We start from the raw sequence: 21,020 nt of genomic DNA on the forward strand, positions 1-21,020 counted from the left end.
GCGCGCATTGCTTGAATCGTCGCCAATGCTGTAGTTTTCAACGTTGGTCAGCGTGGTGACGGCGCCATCGCCGGCAACGGTGATGGTCTCACCATTCATGCCCGTGCCCGGTGCCGTGACGGCACCGCTGAAACCCTGGTTCTGTGCCGCCGAGAGCCGCACCGCTGCGCTCAATGCCAAGACCAGCGCCGCCACATTAGTTATTGTGCCGCCGCTGATATCCGCTCCCGTGCTTAAGTTCAGCGTATCGGCAACAGTGTTGTCGCCATTGATCGTGCCGGTAAAGTTAAGCGCGCCAACGTTGAAGGTCACCGCATCGGTGGCGGAATTCGCCGTGACATTCGTGGTTGCATCGGCAATCGTGACCGTACGCGCATTGGTTGAATCGTCGCCGACATTGTAATTCTCAACATTGGCCAGCGTGGTGACGGCGCCATCGCCGACAACGGTGATGGTCTCACCATTCATGCCCGTGCCCGGTGCCATGACGGCACCGCTGAAACCTTGGTTCTGTGCCGCCGACAGCCATACCGCTGCGCCTGATGCCAAGACCAGCGCCGCCACATTAGTTATTGTGCCGCCGCTGATATCCGCTCCCGTGCTTAAGTTCAGCGTGTCTGCAACCGTGCTTTCACCCGTGATCGTGCCGGTAAAGCTCAGCGCGCCCACATTGAAGGTCACCGCATCGGTGGCAGAATCCGCCGTGACATTCGTGGTTGCATCGGCAATCGTGACCGTACGCGCATTGGTCGAATCGTCGCCAATGCTGTAGTTCTCAACATTGGACAGCGTGGTGACGGCGCCATCGCCGACAATGGTGATGGTCTCACCATTCACGCCCGTGCCCGATGCCGTGATGGTACCGGTAAAATTCTGGTTCTGCGCTGCAGACATTGTTACGTTATTGGTTCCCGCAACGCCCGTCGCATCAAAGGATAAATTGGAGAAATTGGTCACTGTTGCAGCTGCAATACTGGAACCGTCTTGTACACTCAGTGTATTAGTACCTGCGCCACCATCCAATACGACTGCTGTCATTACCAAAGGTGTCCAGGTTGCCGCCGTAGAGATTGACAAAATATCATCCGCTGCAGTGCCTGAAAATGCCGTTGCATTGGTCGCTAAGAATGACTGAATACTGGATGGAGGCGGTGGTGGTAAAGATCCCCCTCCGGAAGATGGCGGTATTCGCAATGGATCCGATTTTCCATCGCCGGTCACATCACCTACTTTGGGACCAGCCGCTGTGATGGTGTTGGCAAAAAGCGATCCCGTTGTGCTAATTACCGTACCGGCGACATTGCCCTTGGCAGCGCCTGATTTCATCGCAGCTTCAATATTTTCAGCCACAATTTGTACTGCCGCAATACTTGATAGTACTTTTGACTCATTCGTACTACTCGTGGATTTATCCGTAACCGCCTGGTTCAAATTAGCGATAGTTTGTGCAGCATTCGCTAACAAAACGCTCGCTTTGAGCACCATCGCACTGTCAACCCCCGATCGTACAGCAGCTTCCTGAATCACGTACGCAATCGCATCTTTGGATGTTAAATCAACCGGACCTGTATTGCTCGCAAGTGATGCAGCTATTGCGGCTATTGTCTCATAAACCAAATCGATCGCTGTGGTTTCATCTGGCGCAACCCCGGAACCACTCAATACTGCAGCGGTTTGACTGATAAGTATCTGGATTTGAGCGGCCGCGACATGAATAGCCAGTGCAATACCGGTTGCAGTCGCGTCGGTATCGGTACGGATCGTTTCTTTAATGGGATCGAAATGCAGCAAATCGATGCCGGTATTTAAGCCCAGTGAAGCCAGTATCTTTACCGTGGCATCCTGCACTGAAATGGCACCATTTCCCGTGATCTCATCAATCAGCGTTGTCAGTGGATTAATGACTGTCGCACCCGCCGGTGCCGTCATATTCCCTTCAAACGGCTTGCCCGTGGCGGCATCAATCCCCCCCGATGCAATTAAATTACCAAAACCGGCTATACCGGGTAATAAAAAACTACCTAATACATCTGTTATTGCGCTAATTTCTCCAGGATTGAGCAATCCATCGCCATTCAAATCCGCAAATACCTGTGCGCCTTTGACGTAGCCATCGATGACCTTGCCTGCTGCTCCCGATGCTAACAATGTTTGCATTGCAACAACACTGGCGATGTCAGGCGTAACATTTGCCGTTACGCGTTGCAACACATCCAAACTTGTTGCCGATCCCGCTTGCTCAATCGAATAAAAAGCAGCGACTGCAACCTGATTACTGAATTGACGAGCGGCTGCTCCCCAATTCGCATCGTTCTGATCAACCGATACCAGTGCCATCGCCACCCAATAAATGACTTCCCCTCGACTTACGCCTGCGTCGAGCATGCGCTCTATTTCTGAGACTGCCTGCGCTTTGTTTTCTTCATTTACCAGAGAACCCACTGAATTCTCGACAAATTGCACAGAAAATTCATGGTTAGAAAGCGTGTCCGCATACAGTGCCTGTTTAAACACATCCGTTTGTGCAAGACTAACGGCCAGATCCTTGGCGGAATCACCCGTAGTGTTCATCCATGCCAGAAATTCGCTTAAATAATGTGCGCCAGGTGCTGCTTTGAACATCATTGCAACGGTTTGTATAATTTCCAGCTGCTTATTTTCCATAGGACTTCTACAATCTATCAATTTATTCAGGATAATATTATCATTCGCACAATTTTCTTCACGCATCCCACTGATGACTTCATGGGCAATGCACTATGCAACAAATCTTTGTAGGAAATAATGAAGAACAAACGGACTTTTACCTATTAATTATTGAATTACAACAAGCAACTTTAAGTCTCTCGTGTCGGAATATGCCATGAATCCGCAAAAACAATCCGTTTCAAGTTTGCAGCGATTCATTTTCAATGAATAACCGCATTTATTTATGATATAAACAATCCATTGCAACTATCGCGACATCATCGGGATTTCCTTTTCTTAAACACATTCATCCATGCCTTTTAGCCCGATCATTCTGTGGACCGATGCGCTGATTTATTTACTTGTGGTTATTGTCGCGGGTTTTATCGGCTATGTGCGTCATCATGAATACTTACTGGCACCGTGGAAGCGTGTCGGACATAGCGCCAGTGGCATGTCTGCGCTGACAATCCTACTGTTCTTTTTAACCATCGGGTTACTCGATACGGTGCATTTCCGCCCCGCTCTGGAACATACGACCGACCAGGAAAAAAAGGTTTACAGCGTCGAAGTACTGAGTCTGCTCGATATCTTGGTCACGCCGCTACGCACGCAAGTGGAGAAAACCTATTCGGCGCCACTGGCGTCGCATCTCTATGCAAAAGAAACGGTTGAGCTTCCGGATGGCGGGCAAGCACGAGCCTTCGCACGGCTCGTCTATGGCGGTGCACATTTACAAAACCCGGAAACGGATCGCATGAACGATATTGCATGGCGCGCTGCACAAGGCCTGGCATATGGTTTGTTGGCCTGGAGCTTGCTGGTGATTGGTTTGGTGATCATGTTATCTCGCCGCAATCAGCAAAATTTCACACAAAATCTGGCAGCCATCTGGCACCACACCACGGAAATTCCCTGGCGCGCCATATTGATCACACTGTTCATTCTGCTGCTGCTGATCGGCTGTGTGTCGCAACTGGCAACGCATTATCATGTCTTGGGCACTGACAAAGTCGGACAGGATATTTTGTATCAATCGCTCAAAAGCATTCGCGTTGCATTGGTGATCGGCACCCTGACCACCCTGATCATGCTGCCGTTCGCGCTGCTTCTGGGCATCATGGCAGGCTATTTCAAAGGCTGGATCGATGATGTCATCCAGTATACCTACACCACACTGAATTCTATCCCGAGTGTGTTACTGATTGCCGCAGCGGTATTGATGATGCAAGTGTATATTGAAACTCATCCGGAGTTATTCGAAACCATTGCATCGCGCGCAGATCTGCGTTTGCTGTTCCTGTGCATCATTCTGGGCATTACCAGTTGGACCGGTCTGTGCCGGTTGTTGCGCGGCGAAGCCTTGAAATTGCGCGAACTGGAATATATCCAGGCAGCGCATGCCTTTGGTGTGTCGCATTGGCGCATTATCAGCCGTCATATTCTGCCGAATGTGATGCACCTCGTTTTGATCGCAACAGTCATGGATTTCAGCGGTCTGGTTTTGGCGGAAGCGGTGTTATCGTATGTCGGCGTCGGCGTTGATCCATCGATGATCAGCTTTGGCACCATGATCAATGCGGCACGCCTGGAAATGGCGCGGGAACCGATGGTATGGTGGGCTTTGATGGCGGCATTCGGTTTTATGCTGACATTGGTATTGAGCGCCAATCTGTTTGCAGATGCGGTACAAAATGCATTAGATCCACGTACCCGCACATTAAAACCAAAAAACAAATTCTTGCCGGGCTCTGGAAAGCTGGAACATGCACACAATAAACCCACCGATACCATGACTCCATCAGGATCTTCTCGTCCATGAGCACCTTACTGGAAATAGAACATCTTGAAACCCTGTTGCATACCGGCGATGCGCCAATACGTGCAGTCGACGGATTGACGTTAAGCGTTTCACCCGGGGAGACTTTTGCGTTGTTGGGCGAATCAGGCTGCGGCAAATCGATGACGGCACTGTCCATTATGCGCTTGCTGCCGGATGTCGGCGAGATTGTTGCGGGTCACATCAGAATCAACGGTACCGATCTGCTGCAGTTACCCGAAACTGAAATGCGCAAAATCCGCGGCAAGCGCATCAGCATGATTTTTCAGGAACCGATGCTAAGTCTGAATCCGGTTCTCACCATCGCCGAACAAATTGACGAAGTACTGAAACAGCATTTACAGCTATCCGACAAGGCGGCGCAGGCACGCATTCAGGAATTGCTGGAACAAGTCGGCATACCGGATGCACCGCGCCGCATGCACGACTATCCGTTTCAGTTTTCCGGCGGCATGAAACAGCGTGCCATGATTGCCATGGCACTGGCCGGCGAACCCGAATTACTCATCGCCGACGAACCCACAACTGCGCTGGATGTGACAATCCAGGCACAGGTGCTGGATCTGATGCGCCAAATCCAGCAACGCAATCGTATGGCGATTTTGCTGATCACGCATGATTTGGGTGTGGTGGCTGAAATGGCGCAACGCGTCGCCGTCATGTACGCCGGAGAAATTGTCGAACTGGCAGACCGGCATGATTTCTTTAATCGCCCGGCACATCCTTACTCGCAACAATTATTTGCCTCGTTACCTGGAAAACACAAACGCGATCAGGCATTAACAGTCATTCAGGGCAACGTGCCGTCACTATCGCAACAGTTCACCGGTTGCCGCTTCGTCGATCGCTGCAATCAGGCCTTGGATCTGTGTCGTCACGCTATTCCGCAATGGCATGCCGTTACCGATCAGCACCAGGTGCGTTGCCACCTGTTCAATCAACAAGTAAGCGTATCCGACAAGCTACCAGTGAACAATGCGCACCACGAAGTTATTAACACCGCTCATTCGGCACCCATTGCAGCGGAAACCAATCTATTGCAAGTAACCGGTCTCAAAGTCCATTTCCCGATTCGCAAAGGATTATTCAAGCGCGCGGTAGGCCATGTCAAAGCCGTCGATGGCGTATCGTTGACAATTGTGGCCGGCAAAACCTTGGCGCTTGTCGGTGAATCAGGCTGCGGTAAAACAACCATCGGAAAAAGTATTTTGCAGTTGATTCAGCCAACCGCCGGCAGTGTGCGCTTCAAAGCGCAAGAACTGGTAGGGTTAAAACAAAGTCAGTTGCGGCAAATACGCGCGCAGTTTCAGATCATTTTTCAAGATCCCTATTCTTCGCTCAATCCACGCATGCGCATCATTGAAATTCTGCAAGAAGGCATGGATGCGCTGAATGTCGACAAAATGCATCACGTTGGCACCGGCAATCAACCGCCCAGCTATTCTAGGGAAAAACAAATTGATGCATTACTGCAGCGCGTCGGATTGCCTGTTGAGGTAAAATGGCGTTATCCGCATGAATTTTCCGGTGGTCAGCGGCAACGCATCGCGATTGCCCGCGCTTTGGCTGTGAATCCCGAGCTGTTGATTTGCGATGAACCGACCAGCGCTCTGGATGTCTCCGTTCAGGCGCAAATCCTGAATCTGCTCAAATCATTACAAACTAATTTAGGACTTGCATTTTTGTTTATTACCCACAATATTGCTGTTGTAGAATATCTGGCTGATGAAGTTGCCGTAATGTATCTGGGGCGAATTGTTGAACGCGGGCAGATGGATGAAGTGACAAATCACCCCAAGCATCCTTACACGCAGGCGTTGCTGTCGTCGGTTCCACAGATCAAACCTGATCCTGACCGGATCATCATTCACTTGAAAGGAGATTTGCCGTCACCGGCCACACCGCCGTCAGGTTGCCATTTCCATCCACGTTGCCCCCATGTGATGCCGGTTTGCCGGGAAACTTATCCGTCCGCCAGTGTATTCAGCGCAACGCATACCACCCATTGTTTTCTTTATCCACAAGAACAAGTTTCTGAGAATTATGAGCATTAATACCGAAGTGGCACGTCGCCGTACTTTCGCCATTATTTCACACCCGGATGCGGGCAAAACCACGCTGACCGAGAAGCTGCTGATGTACGCAGGCGCCATTCATATCGCCGGCAGCGTGAAAGCACGTAAAGCCAGCCGCCACGCCACCTCCGATTGGATGGAAATTGAAAAGCAGCGCGGCATCTCGGTCGCCAGTTCGGTGATGCAAATGGAATACCGCGATTGCGTTATTAATCTGCTCGATACCCCCGGTCACCAGGATTTCTCTGAAGACACTTATCGCGTACTCACCGCAGTGGATGCAGCGCTGATGGTCATTGATGCCGCCAATGGTGTGGAAGCCCAAACCCTACGGCTGCTGGAAGTTTGCCGTGCGCGCAACACGCCGATTGTCACTTTCGTCAACAAAATGGATCGCGAAGTGCGTGAACCGCTGGATCTGCTGGACGAAATTGAACGGACACTCGGCATGTCTACCATACCTTTCACTTGGCCTGTCGGTATGGGCAAAGGTTTCCATGGCGTGTGTGATCTGCAAAACCATTGCATGCGCGTATTCCAGCCGGGATCGGATCGAATCAGCGATGATGATGAAGTGATTGCGCAGTTTGATGATGCAAAAATTCAGCAGCGTTTTGGTACCGGTCTGTCCACCGCCTTACAGGAAATTGATCTGATCAATGGCGCTTCGCCCGCTTTTGATCACAAAGAATTCCTTGTCGGCAAACAAACGCCGGTTTTCTTCGGCTCGGCCATCAATAATTTTGGTGTCAGAGAGATTCTCGATGCCTTGGTTGATCTGGCGCCACCGCCCGAATCCCGCAATGCGATTCAACGCGAGGTTTTACCCGGCGAAAAGAAGTTCTCCGGTATGGTATTTAAAATTCAAGCCAACATGAATCTGGCGCACCGCGACCGCATTGCATTCGTGCGCGTTTGTTCAGGTCATTTCAAACGCGGCATGAACTTGAAAGTGGCGCGTAACGGCAAGGACATTCGCACCAGCACCGTGGTGTCGTTTTTATCCCAACGCCGCGATATTCTCGAAGAAGCGTATCCTGGCGACATCATCGGCATACCCAATCACGGCACGTTACAACTAGGCGATACCTTGACCGAAGGCGAAGTACTGCAATTTACTGGATTGCCATTCTTTGCACCGGAGATTTTCCGCACTGTGGAAATTGCCGATCCATTGCGCAGTAAGCAGCTTAAGCTGGGATTGGCGCAATTGGGTGAAGAAGGCGCCATTCAAGTATTCCGGCCGCATTTAGGCAATGTGCTGTTGCTCGGTGCAGTAGGCACACTGCAATTTGAGGTGGTTACCCACCGTTTGCAGCATGAATATGCCGTAGCTGCCCGCATTGCACCAGCCAAATATCAGTTAGCACGTTGGATTACTTCAGACGATCCGCGGGAATTGCAGCGTTTTATCGAAGCCAATGCGCATCGCATCGCCTACGATGCCGTCGATGCGCCGACCTTTCTGGCATCCTTCGGCGCAGAATTGAGTGTTGCCCAGGACAACTGGCCCGCCATTCGCTTTCATAAGCTACGCGAACATGCTGGCTTGGTTTTTCAGAGCCATATGAATGGATGATGGCAGAAGCCAATGAAATGGATGCCGCTTTTTTTATTCCTGATTTTTTTGACTTCTTCAGTTCCGGCCAATGATTTAACACAGCCAGACGCGGCGACACCCACTCGGTTCGTCGTGATGGGCGACATGCCTTACACCGATTCGGAATATGCGTTGCTAGAACAGCCCGACGGCGCGATCGCCAAAGCCATTAAGGCACTCAACCCACCGGTATTAATTCATTTGGGTGACTTCAAAAGAGGCCGGTTAAGCTGCGACGATGAACGCTACAAAGATCATTATCGCCAGATCGCTAATCTCAATCCACATAGAACAGTCTATACACCTGGTGATAATGATTGGACTGATTGCGACCGGTTCACGTTTTTCACACGACATGACGAGTTGGAGCGATTAACTTACTTGCGCCAACTTTTCTTTCATCAAGATTCGTATCAATTAACCAAAGATATTGCTGGGCTTGTTCGGCAGGAAGGTTATATTGAAAATGCTCGTTGGCAAATGGGCTCAGTCGTTCTCGCCACGCTACATATTCCCGGTACTAACAATGGCAGAAAGGAGATTCTGCGCAGCGACACTCGGGATGCATTGAATGAGGCGGATTATCGCGATCAATCCAATGCAGAATGGCTCAACCAATTGTTTACAGTGGCGAAATCCGCACAAGCGGCAGTGATTGCCTTCCACGCCGATATTTTTGACTTTGATTACACCAAACCTGTTTGCACTTTGGAAAACCGCATGGAATGCGATGGTTATCGAATGATTCGTGATCTGATTAAAAGTAAGGCGACACAATTCAACAAACCGGTTCTGGTCATTCACGGTGATAGTACAGCCTATTGCCTGCATCAGCCCTACCCTGAAATTCCAAATCTTTGGCGACTCAATGTGCCCGGAGATTACATACACACCGACGTGAACCAAATCCTGGTCAATCCGAAAAACCGGGATATGCCTTTCGCAGTAACTGGTGTACTCAATCCAAAACCCGCTCCGGCGGTATGTAGTTATAGTTTTCTGGGTAATCCATTCATTCTCCTCTTTTGACACTGGGAACACTTTTATCATGATTTTCAGCATGACAGGCTATGCCACCGCCACCCAAGAAACACCTTATGGATCTTTCAGTCTGGATCTGCGTTCGGTTAATAATCGTTACCTGGATATTCAGTTCCGACTGCCGGATGATTTTCGCAAGCGGGAAGCGACCATGCGCGAACTGCTGTCCACGCAGCTCGGTCGCGGCAAGGTAGAATGCCGGCTTAATTTCTCACCGGCTACGAATACTGGAGATAATCAGCAACTGGACAACACATTACTGGACAAACTGCTGCAATTAGATCGAACCGTCAAAACACTTCACCCTGCAGCGCAATCGCTAACCGTAGCAGAAATACTGAAATGGCCAGGTGTGCTGGGAAATGATAATTTTCCCATCGATGAATTAGGCGAAATCAGCATCGGATTACTGCAAGTCGCGCTGGAAGATCTGAAAGCGGCACGTACTCGCGAAGGTAACAAACTTAAGTTTATTTTATTGGGGCGTATCCAACAAATGCGCCAGCTCCTGCAGACCGCAATTCCACGTATTCCAGCCCTCATCGCCACTTTTGAGGAAAAATTGCGTACCCGAATCGAGGAAATACTGGGTAATTCGGAAGATGATCGTATTCGCCAGGAAATCACACTGTTTGCCGGAAAAATCGACGTTGACGAAGAATTATCCCGCCTGCAGGCACATCTGGACGAAGTGGAGCGGATTCTAAATAAAGGCGGACCAGTCGGCAAACGGCTGGATTTCATGATGCAGGAATTAAATCGCGAAGCCAACACCATCGGCTCAAAATCCGTGGATCTGGAAATATCCCGGATTTCTATGGAGCTAAAAGTGCTCATCGAACAGATGCGCGAACAGGTGCAAAATATTGAATGATGGCGCAAAACACAATCGACGTTAACTATATTCACATGGCATACACAATAACCCATACTCAAGCTCCTTATTTCGGGTTATAATTACGACCTTTAATAGCTTCTTGTTAAATAACAAGACATTGTTATAAAACAATAAGTTTCTATCGCCCGGGTGGTGAAATAGGTAGACACAAGGGACTTAAAATCCCTCGGGCTTAAACCGCCCATGCCGGTTCGATTCCGGCCCCGGGCACCAAAAATCAATGAGTTAAACTGCCTCCGGCAAAGCCGGAGGCTTATTGGGTGAGCGCCTCAAAGGCGCCCTAAACCATGAGCCCCCAAGGCGGCTAAATGTCCAGTTTCATTTGGCCGTAGCGTTCATTCTCATGCTTATGGTTGCAGATATACGCCCTGACTATCCATTCATCAAACCCGACCGTCGAAACAGCGATAAAAAAATGTATCGCGTGAAAAACCCACCACCTTGCAGGCGCGCGATACATTGCCACGCTCGACTGCCAGATTAAGCAAGCCAAGCTTGTGTTTGATGACATTTTGTTGAAAACTACTCATGGGATTACTCCTTTACGCTTCCGCGATTGGTTGATAAAGATTCTCATCTCTATCAAACAGGGTAATCCCACCTCTTGGCAAGACCCTACTGTCAGATCAAATCTGAACTAATACAACTCAAATCTAAACTGACAGATACCTAAAAAATTGGTAACTGTCAGGTCAGGTGTAAACCAGTACAAACATACAAACCCAGATCTATTCTGATTCAGTATACTCTATCGCATAATTCCAAACTAACCTATCCTCTTTATTTTGGTCCGAGTATAGAGAAATATCTTTTCTGAAATCCCTAGCTTGTTTTGGTGGAATATAGACATAAATATATTCATTTTTTTCTGAAAAAATAATGCAATCAATATTATCGTTATTCGCACAATCTTTAATGGTAATTTTTAATTGCACCCCATTCAAAGTGAATTTTTCAGAGTTATTGATGATACGCCCCGTCATTTCATAGCTGCTGTGTGAGAGCTTAAATGAAACATTTTTTAAAACTAACTCTGAAGGCAAAATTCTGTTTCTGGATTTATTCTTTTCATATTCTTGATACTGCCAAAATAACAAGCCACCAACCGCACATACCAAAACAAAAACCCCTGCAAATTTTCTAAATTTTTCTGATACTACCAGCAAAATCAATACAATAATTCCTGCGAGCCATTTCATTATCTATCCCTTATACAATCTGGCCTAGAAGATAATCGGCAGCGTTTTCACGCTGGAGCATCTGCCAAGTATCAACTTCGAGCATACCCTTCCCCGACTATTTCCCAACCTGCGCAACAATATCAACAAACACTATGGGATGCGCACAAACTTTCCCGCTCCCAGTTCCATCAGATAACAAAGTTCACTCAAATGCATAATGAGATCCTAACCAACGAGAGGAAATCTCTGGCAATTGACCAGTTTCAGTTTAATTACCTCCGGAGCCAGAGGCTTATGTTTGATGCTCCTGAAAGGAACCGTTTACGAGCCGATAGAGTGATGCCTAAATACCCAGCTAACTGATCATAGCGTTCATCTTCCTTCTCCTGATCTCGAATATACGCCCTGACCATCTCCTCGTCCAATCCAGTGGTGATACGAAATATCCACGAGCCCAAAAACATCCCCCCGTGCAATTCCTTCCTTTATTCAGCTGGCGTGATATTGCTATCGCACTTTTACTTTGATAAACCCTACCACACGCGACACCGGGTACTTCGGTGAAATACTTATACACATGTGAATATGATTCGGCATCAAATCACCTTGTTCAATCACATTTTCTTTCTAATCTGCCACGATGACGGGCGTTAGCAATGGCTTTAAATCCGTTAACGGTAAGTTAACTATAACAAGGAATCAAACAGAACCGATTCGATTCTCTAAATACATATTTGACTATAGCTCTGTACGCAACCGAACGGATCGTATTGGGTCTTGCGTGTATTGTCATTTACAAGGCGTAGAAAAATCATACACGCTCTATCATCGGGATCTAGTGATCACGAATAGAATGAAAGGATCCTTTGCCAAAATCATTTTTACAGGACTTGTTGCAAGTGGATGACGCAATTACTTTGAATTGTCGGCTCCGGTGTTATAGCCATTGATAAGGCCACCAATACAATCAATCAGGTTGCAGGTATGATTGGTGAAAAAGAAATTCAACTGAAACATGCCAGAGCAGTGATTGACAGAAGAATGCTCCATTTATATTTGCGATAACCCACTAACGTCGGTAGGTGTCGCTATGGAGATAGGTTTTATACTGAGTAAATTGCTCAGCAGTCGTTAAACTTTTAGGGATGCAAACCCAATAAAAAGTGAGATACCTGGACAGACTGACGGACGTGGCGATTCTGGAAACGATCCCGGCATAGCTGATTATGTACAGTCATTGTGGCACGAATTGCGTGAACTTAACCACATGCAATCCCAGCTCATAGCACTTGAAGTACAACAAGCGGGCAATAGTTTGGTGATCATGATGATAGCCAGGTGTAATTGCTGCCGTTTTACTAAGTGTTGCATGGTTAGAATTCTTAGCTACCGCAGTGATGTCATTCTGACGGATAACAATTAAGGCATGCAAAGATGTACGTATCTCGAGATCGAAGTAACTAGCAAGACCTAATCTCCTAAAAAAACAGTTCGGTATCTACAATGCACAATTAGTTTTTTTAAAGATTTAGCTTAAAAACTTAAATTGTTTAAAACAATACCATCATTTTTACATATGTTTAGCATGAGTGGCTTTACGAGATGAAGAAAGATAATTTCTCTAATGTGTCCGTGTTGATTGGATTGGCTTTAACTATTGGATTTCTATCGTGGGCTCGGGTAATTGTTACTCCTTTGGCGCTAGCGATACTGCTTACTTTTTTACTATCCCCAATTGTCATTTGGTTGCAACGATATAGTGTGCCGCGGATTTTGGCGGTAGTTTTAGCGGCCTCTCTAGCTCTGAGTATTGTAATAGCTGCGGCATGGAGTATTACTATCCAGATAACCAGTTTAGTAGATTCCTATCCAAAGTATGAAGAAAATATTCTTAGCAAGATTCATGGATTGTACGAACGGGACCAGGACGGTTTTCTGGACAAATTACAGGGAGCAAGTGAACGAATAACTGAACAAGTAAGTGATAAGCAAGTTGAACAGAAAGCTATCACGGCTAACGAGAAAGAAATCGTTCAACCCGTGCGCATTGTAGAAGAGGGGCCATTTCGTTTCTCACAAATATGGTCGATCATTGGCCCCATGCTAGAACCCATAGCCAATGCGGGTTTTGTTATCGTGCTAGTTTGTTTTATGCTGATTAATCGTGAGGATCTACGTGATCGTGTCATTAAGCTGATAGGGGTTGATCAGATTGCCAACACTACTCGAGCATTAGAAGACGCCGGAGAGCGAGTTAGTCGCTATTTACTTATGCAGTTACTTATTAACTCTGGCTATGGTCTAGGTATAGCAATCGGCTTATGGTTTATCGGCGTACCCTACGCTGCCTTGTGGGGGTTCTTTGGTGCGTTACTGCGTTATATTCCTTATCTCGGGCCATGGCTTGCAGCTATCCTCCCAATCATGCTAAGTCTTTTGATTTCACCTGATTGGTCAATAGCTATCATGGTAGCTATATTGTTTGGTATGCTTGAGCTCCTCACCAATATCATACTTGAGCCACTGATTTATGGGCGAGGGATCGGTGTTTCTCAAGCAGCGCTATTAATTTCTGTTGCGTTCTGGACTTGGTTGTGGGGACCTATTGGACTTATCTTGGCTTCACCGTTGACTGTATGCATTGTGGTCCTAGGACGATACGTTCCTTACCTTAATTTTATCGATACGTTGCTAGGAGATCAGCCAACATTGTCGTCTACAACTCGTTTTTACCAAAGACTTCTTGCAGGTGATGGTGATGAAGCTTCAAGAATAATGGAGCTTGAGATAGAAAATGATAATTTAGCTTTTGCGTTAGATACGCTTGCAGTTTCAGCATTGGTTCAGGCGCGGTTGGATTTACGTAACCATAAAATTGATTCGAATGAGCAACGCGAGTTGATAGATGACTTACGTGTAATTATTGCTGATCAAGATTCTGAAAATAATAAAGATAAAGCGGTTATGGAGGAAAACACCGTTTCTGCATCTAGAATCGCTATTCTGGCGATCCCCGCTAGAGACAAAACTGACGAATTAGCTGTGACCATGCTGTCTAAGCTAGCACAAGATGACATACATTTTAATTGGTACGAAACGCATTCAGCGGCCATGGTGTCAGACACGCTCGCTTTAATAGAGCAAATCAAACCCGATATGGTAAGTGTCGTCGCAATTCATCCAGGAAATTTGACACATACGATTTACCTTTGCAAACGGATACGCGATCGCTTTCCACAAATGTTTATTATGGTTTGTCGTTATGGGTATAAAGAAGGGGAGTTATCGGAAGTAGATCAAAATAAAATACAAACAGCAGGTGCAAATAGAATTGCGCACAATTTAAATGATTCAATTTCCGAATTTTATAAATTAAATACCTTGGATAAGTTAGTTAATCTAGATAATTCCAATCTTAAAGTGGAGAGTAACCTTAATTTGTAAAATCTCCGCAAAGGACTCACTTCCATGGGCCGCGCAACGCAGTCACAATCTCCACCGGGTTTTGATATACCTCTCTCCGTTTGTCATATAAGGGGATGGTTGTACCGTTGATGCGGTTCTGCGCTAGCGTATCGAGATCGACATCAGCGATGACCGCTTGTTCCATGTTAATCTCTCCTTCTGCAGCAATGCCATCACGCGAGAACGGAAAATCCGATGGTGTCATGATGCTGGCTTGACCGTAATTCAAGCCCAATCCTTCTACCGGTAGGTTACCCACAGTGCTGGCTATTGCAACATAAACCTGGTTTTCGATCGCTCGAGCATGGGCACAGTAGCGCACGCGTAAGAAACCCTGTCGGTCATCAGTGGAAGAAGGCACAAACAGGATGTCGGCACCCGCTTCGCAAACCTGGCGCGCCAACTCTGGAAACTCGATATCGTAGCAGATGAGAATACCAATGGCGCCGTAGTCGGTTTGAAACAAATGAAGCTTGTTGCCTGCAGTGGTATCCCATTTGTCTTTTTCCCAGCGAGTACGATGAATCTTATCCTGAGTGAACATCTCGCCACTGGGAGAGAACATGAATGCAGTGTTGTAGAGCAGTCCGTCACGCAGATTGGGGTGAGTACCGGCGATTAGATAGAAATTATATTTCTTGGCTAATTCGGCCATCAGGTCAATATAGCGCGGCGTGTAATCATGCAAGCGACGAACAGCGGCCTTGATATTGTTTTCTGTATCAAGAAAGGACAGCAGTTGGCTTGTGAAAATTTCCGGTAGCATGACGAAATTGGGTTTGTATTCGGCGGCGGCCTTGAGGGTGAAACGAACTTGACTTTCAAAACCGCTCCAATCACTGATAGACCTTAACAAATACTGCACTGCAGCAATACGTACTTTCACAAGACAACTCCTTCAGAAATTAGCGTCGGTTTCTTTTTGTTGTAACGAGGATTAAGCCATACGATCAGTGCGGCATAACCGAGACTCTCCTGATCTTCTGGAATATATCCACTGACTGTACCACAATAATTAAATCCTTCATGCAATTGAAAGCTGAGTACAGGATCATGGATGTCGCCCCAAACAACTTTCTGTGCATAAAGCTCAGCTGACATTTGATCAGCGTAATGATGATAGCCCGGCAAACGACCACAAGCGATAATACGTTTTAGGTTAGACTGGCGACATAGTCGCCGACGTCCCTGATAAAGTGCGTGGCCAATTCCGGAACTTCGTAGTTCTGGATTGACGAATACCTCAGCGGCATATAGCGTTAAGCCATGTGGGTTGTGAGTGTCGAAACTGCCGCGTGCGGTGATTTCCTGCCATGTATGTTGAACTTCCCACTCATTCCACGACACTACTAACGAACTAGCTGCGCCGACCAGCTGACCATTCGCTTCTGCTACCAACTGTCCTCGGGAGAAAACTTCAAGCTGGTGTCGTAATAGGTCTTCGCGCCAAGCGGGAATAGTTGGATAGACGCGCTTCTGCAGATCTATAAGTGGTTTGATATCGCTAACGCGAGTGTGCCGGACAATAACTTTTAAGCTCATTTTCAAACAAAACCATTGGTTGTAACAAATAGCGAAGTAAAAATATACCACTAAAGCGCACAAAATTTTGCTGCAATGACAGAATAAAAGTGTACCGGTCTGAAGGCCCTGTAGCTGATGCGATCAGTATCCAGTGAAAGGCGACGAGGATGTATTCAGTGGAACTCCATGTAAAGATTCGACGTGCCGGTGATGGCGAACGTGAAGTTGCACGTTATTTTGTTATGCGCCGCAAGAGCGAATCGGTGTCTCCTAAACTTGCTCTTTTCACTGGCATATTGAGCCATCCTGAAAGCCGACAAACATATTCATGCTAAGCAGCGTCATACTGCGGTGCGGATATTGGAGCAATATGGAATAAACACGGTTCTACTTGTACTAGAGATGTGCGCTTTCGCACAGAAAAGCATAAAGAATAGGTTGATAATCGTTACCACCTTCTCAGTTAAAACCGCGCCAGCCAGCGCATCTCCCGATGCATAGTCGGATGGCTGGAAGTTTGCTCTCAGCCCCAGTGCGCACACCTCCTCTCACATGCGCACTGGGCATTTTCCTATGGGGCGATATTCAGCGACTGATCAGAAGATTAACCGGCCGCATGACTGGCCTCTTGTCGTTACTAAATTCCGCCCCCTACTTCGTAATATCTCAATTCAAAACATCTTTACACCGCTATTTTGATTTGATTTCTCCCAAAAATTAAGCAAGGTGGATTGACCATCAGCTCTGAGTTCTTCTTATGCCAATGCCAATCACAATGACCGCTGATACTTGCATCCATTACCCTGCAAAACATAACTGCTGGATAATGACTTTTCCGAGCTTAAATCCACACTTGCTTTTTTAGAACTTCTTCTCCATGTTGCAGTATTCTATCTCTAGTCTGAGACACTACACGTTAACCTACAAGTTCAGCGATTAACTGGTTTAGATGCCGGTACAGTTAATGCTGGTACTGATGTTGGCTGTGTATCAGGTAAAACTTCTGAAGATTTAGCATCAGGCTGTGGTTCATCTTTTGTAGCTGGCTTATGATCACTTGGCGCTGCATCTGATTGAGGCACAGCCGGAACAGCTGTATCAGATTTAACTTTATTCTCGATTGTTGCTTCGCTTTTGTTCGTTAAAAACTGCTTGCGCACTGTTTCCAGAGTGTTTTGATTCAGGTATCCGCTATGCCAGAGATAAGCGATGCTCCCTAACAGTACCAAAATAAATAAATAAGACTTCCATGGACTTTTCTTTTCTGCATAAGGATCGGTAAGTGAACGCTGAGCGCCGGGTGGTAAGGTAGCCATTTGTGTCAGCGATGCACCAAAAGGAATATTAATGATAGCGCGAGTATTGACAGCCCAGCCATTGCCATCCAGCAATGGAGCCAGGTTACGCTTCCGTAGCTTGAGAAAAGCAAGAAGAACTGATGGACCGGAAATTAGTAAGAGTAACCCAATAATAGCCAATGGCATTTGCCACCAAATCAAACTGATAAAACCTGTTACGACAGCTGCAATCGCGGTGCCAATGGCTCCAATGGCCAGACCAATCGCTGCAAAAATCCCCGCAAACTTGCCGACGTCGAATGGCGCAGGAGGCGCTTTACCAGCTTCTGCAACTTGTACAGAGTTTGCGATACCTGATGTTGCCTGATCTTGAACTGATTTTTCTCGCGCACTTGCCACTTTCTCGATTTGCTCTCCAATCATTTTGCCGATCCGCTTGTATGGATACCAGAAAGCTTGACGCACGCTGATGGGGTGTTCGATGATTTTGACGATGGTTGCGTCCCAATCCTGCCCTTTGCGGTCATAAAATATACCATTACGACCGACCATAAGATTATCCGCATCCCCATTGGTAAAGGCCGCAGCAATGCTCATTTTCTCGCTGCCGCCTCGGCGTTGGCAATCGCAATAGGCAAGATAAGTGCCGCTTAAATTGGCCATGCCACTATGCTTATTGATATCTGTCACGCGCAGGCAAAAATCACAGCTGCGACCATCCAAATATAATGATCCTGTCTGGAATATGGCTTTGTTCTGAGCAGTATAAAAATCGCGGAACGATACAAAATTATTCAATAGCTGAAAAAGATCACGGTGATAACGAATCAATTTTTCAACAGAATTAATGGCATCCCATGCATAAGCAAGCGATTTATCCTCATGGATCAGCGACATGATTTTCTCTTGAAAGCCACCAGCCAGAATAGCGCGGATGCGTTTGACTCCTAACGATTCAACGATAGCCCCTCGTTTAACATCTAACCATGCTTGGTGCATTGAAAACTTATTGCACAATTGTTGCCATTCTTCACTACTCAGATTTTCTTTGCTACCCAGAACAGGAGTGATAACTTTATCTCTAAATTCAGTGATCGCATGTATCCACGCAGGATTAATTTCTGCGGCAAGCGGCAGTGGCTTATTCGCTTCAATTTTTGCTACAGGCAAGGAGGCGATTTGTTCAGACTCGGCAGATAAATTTTTATTGGCAAGCGCTTCGTATTCTGTGATTGCAGGATTGAGCGGATCGCTGGCTCGTTGATCAAATTCCGCAAGCCGACAACGCGTAAAATAATCATCAATTTTGGCCTTAACGGTATCAAATGCTATCTTGGCAGCTTGAGTTTCTTCCCCAAGCGGAAGAATGCTGGCTGCATGATGTTCCGCTAATTGCCACCATTCCGAATAAGCATTAGCTTCGGTAAAGAATTGATTGACCTTCTCTTCCGAAACGCCGGGCAAACCCGAGCGATCATCTTCCGCACCTACACAAGTAATGATTTCGTCAATGACTGTTTGTGTATCGGTGTCGGTGGTCGCGTTTGAGGGAATAATACCGTCACCATTGAATTTTGTGCTCGCATAAATCTTATTCAAATCGGTAGTATCTTCAATTGAGATGGTAAGTTCATTGTTTTTGCCAATGTTCAGCAAAATTTGTCTTGCTGAAGCAAGCAACGCAGCTCCTTCTGGAGAGCTGTCATCAATAGAATCCAGAGGAAGAGTATCCGCTCCGCGAGTAAGATCTTCAGGATTCTTAAGCATTGATGTTGCCCAATTAGCGGCTGCAACAATTTCGGGTACACGAACATGGCCATCAGCATCGGTATCGATGAATTCAAGTGTTTTGCTATCAAATTCAAGATCGCTAGTTGGACAACTCAGTGCTGCCCAGAGCTTTGGATCAAGCTCGCCGAGAGATTTTAAATCCCCTGCCGTTTCTAGGCGGACCTGATCAAAACCACCTGAACGAAAAAAACGCCATTGATGTGAAGTATTCATAATTCCCTTTTTGTGATATCGGTTGATTAATAATATGCGATTCATCCGCTGCTAAATCAAGCTGGCCTCAGACATGCATCTCCGTGATCAAATGAATAATGTTGATTTCGATATTGGATGAACTATTTTTTCAAAGCTCTATTCACGACGTGATAAACAGGCTGTCACATGATTGCGATAGAAATTTTCAGTTAGCCCAAGGATATCTGCTTCATTCTTGCAAATATCTAATCTCGATTGATTCTTTGCACTGCTCTCTTCGAGGCGAGACGGTAATGGTTGAATCCTGACGCTTGGTTGAGCAACATGACTACCGGATGGAAGAAATTCCACATCAAGCTGCACAGGCACGGTGCCAGCAGAACCAAAACCAAGTTGAACTGAAGCTTGCTTTGATAGGTTGATAATTCGGTCACCACCACCGCCCCAACGATCATTAATACGTACTATGGCTTGCTGCTTGGTTTTCAGATTAGTCACCCGTACACTACTACCGATGGGTATTGTGCGATGAGCTGCTGTCAATTGTTCAGAGTCATAGGGCTCGCCACTTGCAGTAGTGCGCCCTTCCATATCATGGGCGTAGTAAGTTGCGATACCTGTTTCAGATGGCCACAGAAGCTCTTGTGCCGGGTTTTCTATTTTTTCCTGGCTAACTGATGGGGCTGAAACTTTTGTTTGCATAGATTCATTTAATATCTGCTCACGAGTTTCGAATATTCGTTCAGCATTCTGGTTAATCACTATTTCATCACCAGACGGCGTGGAAGGTAGAGTATCGCTCTGCCAAGGCGCTGCTGCACATCCGCAGAGAAATAAGGTGAGAAGACTGTAGATACACTCTTTTTTCATAATATTACGCTCGCTTACTGTTAGACGAGTTCAAGTTTGAAATGCAATTTTTGTAAGATTAGCAGAAGGCAAGCAACGTTACCATTTAAACATCATTGACGGAAAAATCAAACTGATACGGCAAGAACCATGAAACCCAACACCAACACAGACGAGGTATGCTAATTTTCAAGGAGAAAAGTGGCCTCACTTGATTGGACAGTTTCTTGCATTTCTTAAGTGGAAATCTTACGTTAATGCCTATCCTGCTTTTTACATTGCAAGCAGGTTATCGAAGTAGAACTCATTTGGTGTTTTGTCGTCAAACGCGGTGTAAGGTCTGTTTTGGTTGTAGAACATGAAATATTTCTCTAAGCCTTGTTTTGCATCACATACGCTGCCATAGTGTACGTCGTCAAAGCAATGTGGACTAATGGGTGGCTGAATTAAGAGACGCATTAGCTCATCAGATTTAAGTTTGTTGCTTGTTTAGCATAAAACATTTGGCGTCGCAGAGCTAAGGTTCGCCGTTTTATTTTTTCACGTTCATTCAAAATAGATTGTCCTCGATTATA

Annotated in this window: 13 protein-coding genes, 1 tRNA gene and 3 pseudogenes; 7 read left to right on the forward strand and 10 right to left on the reverse strand. The window is 46.6% G+C overall.

Annotated elements, in window-relative coordinates; translation table 11 throughout:
• Positions 1-2,664, reverse strand: a 2,664-nt coding sequence (locus tag C8R34_RS16355) for a beta strand repeat-containing protein (protein WP_375342108.1), incomplete at its 3' end; no start/stop codon positions are given.
• Between the two features lie 337 nt (positions 2,665-3,001).
• Between C8R34_RS16355 and C8R34_RS01410 the strand changes: the two genes are divergently transcribed.
• The 6 genes from C8R34_RS01410 (at position 3,002) to C8R34_RS01435 (ending at position 10,355) form a co-directional block, all read left to right on the forward strand.
• Positions 3,002-4,510 (forward strand): ABC transporter permease, encoded by a 1,509-nt coding sequence (locus tag C8R34_RS01410; protein ID WP_110337096.1) that lies wholly within the window; start codon positions 3,002-3,004, stop codon positions 4,508-4,510.
• Complete coding sequence (locus C8R34_RS01415; protein WP_110337098.1) at positions 4,507-6,582, forward strand: ABC transporter ATP-binding protein; 2,076 nt, start codon at positions 4,507-4,509, stop codon at positions 6,580-6,582. Before C8R34_RS01410 ends, C8R34_RS01415 begins: the two co-directional genes overlap by 4 nt.
• The gene (locus tag C8R34_RS01420; protein ID WP_110337100.1) at positions 6,572-8,182 is read left to right on the forward strand and encodes a peptide chain release factor 3; all 1,611 of its coding nucleotides are present in this window, start codon (positions 6,572-6,574) and stop codon (positions 8,180-8,182) included. The genes C8R34_RS01415 and C8R34_RS01420 overlap by 11 nt, the downstream gene beginning before the upstream one ends.
• Before the next feature lie 12 nt (positions 8,183-8,194).
• Positions 8,195-9,232, forward strand: a complete 1,038-nt coding sequence (locus C8R34_RS01425; protein ID WP_110337102.1) for a hypothetical protein — start codon at positions 8,195-8,197, stop codon at positions 9,230-9,232.
• A gap of 19 nt (positions 9,233-9,251) precedes the next feature.
• Positions 9,252-10,118, forward strand: a complete 867-nt coding sequence (locus C8R34_RS01430; RefSeq protein ID WP_110337104.1) for a YicC/YloC family endoribonuclease — start codon at positions 9,252-9,254, stop codon at positions 10,116-10,118.
• Positions 10,119-10,265: 147 nt separating this feature from the next.
• A tRNA-Leu gene (locus C8R34_RS01435) sits at positions 10,266-10,355 on the forward strand.
• 91 nt (positions 10,356-10,446) lie between these two features.
• On the opposite strand, the pseudogene C8R34_RS16795 reads toward C8R34_RS01435, so the two are convergent.
• From C8R34_RS16795 to tnpA, 4 genes and pseudogenes are all read right to left on the reverse strand, one after another.
• Positions 10,447-10,545, reverse strand: a pseudogene (locus C8R34_RS16795) (IS200/IS605 family transposase); the annotation flags it as partial.
• A 7-nt stretch (positions 10,546-10,552) separates the two neighbouring features.
• Positions 10,553-10,672: pseudogene (locus tag C8R34_RS01440) on the reverse strand (helix-turn-helix domain-containing protein); the annotation flags it as partial.
• A 198-nt stretch (positions 10,673-10,870) separates the two neighbouring features.
• Entirely contained in the window at positions 10,871-11,341 is a 471-nt protein-coding gene (locus C8R34_RS01445) for a hypothetical protein (protein ID WP_110337106.1), read from the reverse strand.
• Between the two features lie 338 nt (positions 11,342-11,679).
• Positions 11,680-11,950, reverse strand: a pseudogene (tnpA, locus tag C8R34_RS16800) (IS200/IS605 family transposase); the annotation flags it as partial.
• A 975-nt stretch (positions 11,951-12,925) separates the two neighbouring features.
• Here tnpA and C8R34_RS01460 point away from each other — a divergent pair.
• Positions 12,926-14,767 (forward strand): AI-2E family transporter, encoded by a 1,842-nt coding sequence (locus tag C8R34_RS01460; protein WP_110337108.1) that lies wholly within the window; start codon positions 12,926-12,928, stop codon positions 14,765-14,767.
• 16 nt (positions 14,768-14,783) lie between these two features.
• Here the strand turns inward: C8R34_RS01460 and C8R34_RS01465 are convergent, their stop codons facing one another.
• The 5 genes from C8R34_RS01465 to C8R34_RS01485 all read right to left on the reverse strand — a co-directional run bounded on the left by C8R34_RS01465 (position 14,784) and on the right by C8R34_RS01485 (position 20,904).
• Entirely contained in the window at positions 14,784-15,674 is an 891-nt protein-coding gene (locus C8R34_RS01465; protein WP_110337110.1) for a carbon-nitrogen hydrolase family protein, read from the reverse strand.
• Positions 15,671-16,330, reverse strand: a complete 660-nt coding sequence (locus C8R34_RS01470) for a GNAT family N-acetyltransferase (protein ID WP_110337112.1) — start codon at positions 16,328-16,330, stop codon at positions 15,671-15,673. The genes C8R34_RS01465 and C8R34_RS01470 overlap by 4 nt, the downstream gene beginning before the upstream one ends.
• 911 nt (positions 16,331-17,241) lie before the next feature.
• Positions 17,242-19,614: a hypothetical protein gene (locus tag C8R34_RS01475; RefSeq protein WP_110337151.1), complete on the reverse strand. Its 2,373-nt coding sequence runs from the start codon at positions 19,612-19,614 to the stop codon at positions 17,242-17,244.
• A gap of 138 nt (positions 19,615-19,752) precedes the next feature.
• Positions 19,753-20,466, reverse strand: coding sequence for a septal ring lytic transglycosylase RlpA family protein (locus tag C8R34_RS01480; RefSeq protein ID WP_110337114.1), 714 nt, complete (start codon positions 20,464-20,466; stop codon positions 19,753-19,755).
• A 252-nt stretch (positions 20,467-20,718) separates the two neighbouring features.
• Positions 20,719-20,904 (reverse strand): hypothetical protein, encoded by a 186-nt coding sequence (locus tag C8R34_RS01485; protein WP_110337116.1) that lies wholly within the window; start codon positions 20,902-20,904, stop codon positions 20,719-20,721.
• Between the last annotated feature and the right edge of the window lie 116 nt (positions 20,905-21,020).

This window comes from Nitrosomonas sp. Nm84 (genome assembly GCF_003201565.1).
Taxonomy (GTDB): domain Bacteria; phylum Pseudomonadota; class Gammaproteobacteria; order Burkholderiales; family Nitrosomonadaceae; genus Nitrosomonas.

What these genes read in the sequence shown, in the direction of transcription:
- C8R34_RS01410 (WP_110337096.1), top strand. Translation starts at nt 3,002, where the DNA reads ATGCCTTTTAGCCCGATCATTCTGTGGACCGATGCGCTGATTTATTTA.
- C8R34_RS01415 (WP_110337098.1), top strand. Translation starts at nt 4,507, where the DNA reads ATGAGCACCTTACTGGAAATAGAACATCTTGAAACCCTGTTGCATACC.
- C8R34_RS01420 (WP_110337100.1), top strand. Translation starts at nt 6,572, where the DNA reads ATGAGCATTAATACCGAAGTGGCACGTCGCCGTACTTTCGCCATTATT.
- C8R34_RS01425 (WP_110337102.1), top strand. Translation starts at nt 8,195, where the DNA reads ATGAAATGGATGCCGCTTTTTTTATTCCTGATTTTTTTGACTTCTTCA.
- C8R34_RS01430 (WP_110337104.1), top strand. Translation starts at nt 9,252, where the DNA reads ATGATTTTCAGCATGACAGGCTATGCCACCGCCACCCAAGAAACACCT.
- C8R34_RS01445 (WP_110337106.1), bottom strand. Translation starts at nt 11,341, where the DNA reads ATGAAATGGCTCGCAGGAATTATTGTATTGATTTTGCTGGTAGTATCA.
- C8R34_RS01460 (WP_110337108.1), top strand. Translation starts at nt 12,926, where the DNA reads ATGAAGAAAGATAATTTCTCTAATGTGTCCGTGTTGATTGGATTGGCT.
- C8R34_RS01470 (WP_110337112.1), bottom strand. Translation starts at nt 16,330, where the DNA reads ATGAGCTTAAAAGTTATTGTCCGGCACACTCGCGTTAGCGATATCAAA.
- C8R34_RS01475 (WP_110337151.1), bottom strand. Translation starts at nt 19,614, where the DNA reads ATGAATACTTCACATCAATGGCGTTTTTTTCGTTCAGGTGGTTTTGAT.
- C8R34_RS01480 (WP_110337114.1), bottom strand. Translation starts at nt 20,466, where the DNA reads ATGAAAAAAGAGTGTATCTACAGTCTTCTCACCTTATTTCTCTGCGGA.
- C8R34_RS01485 (WP_110337116.1), bottom strand. Translation starts at nt 20,904, where the DNA reads ATGCGTCTCTTAATTCAGCCACCCATTAGTCCACATTGCTTTGACGAC.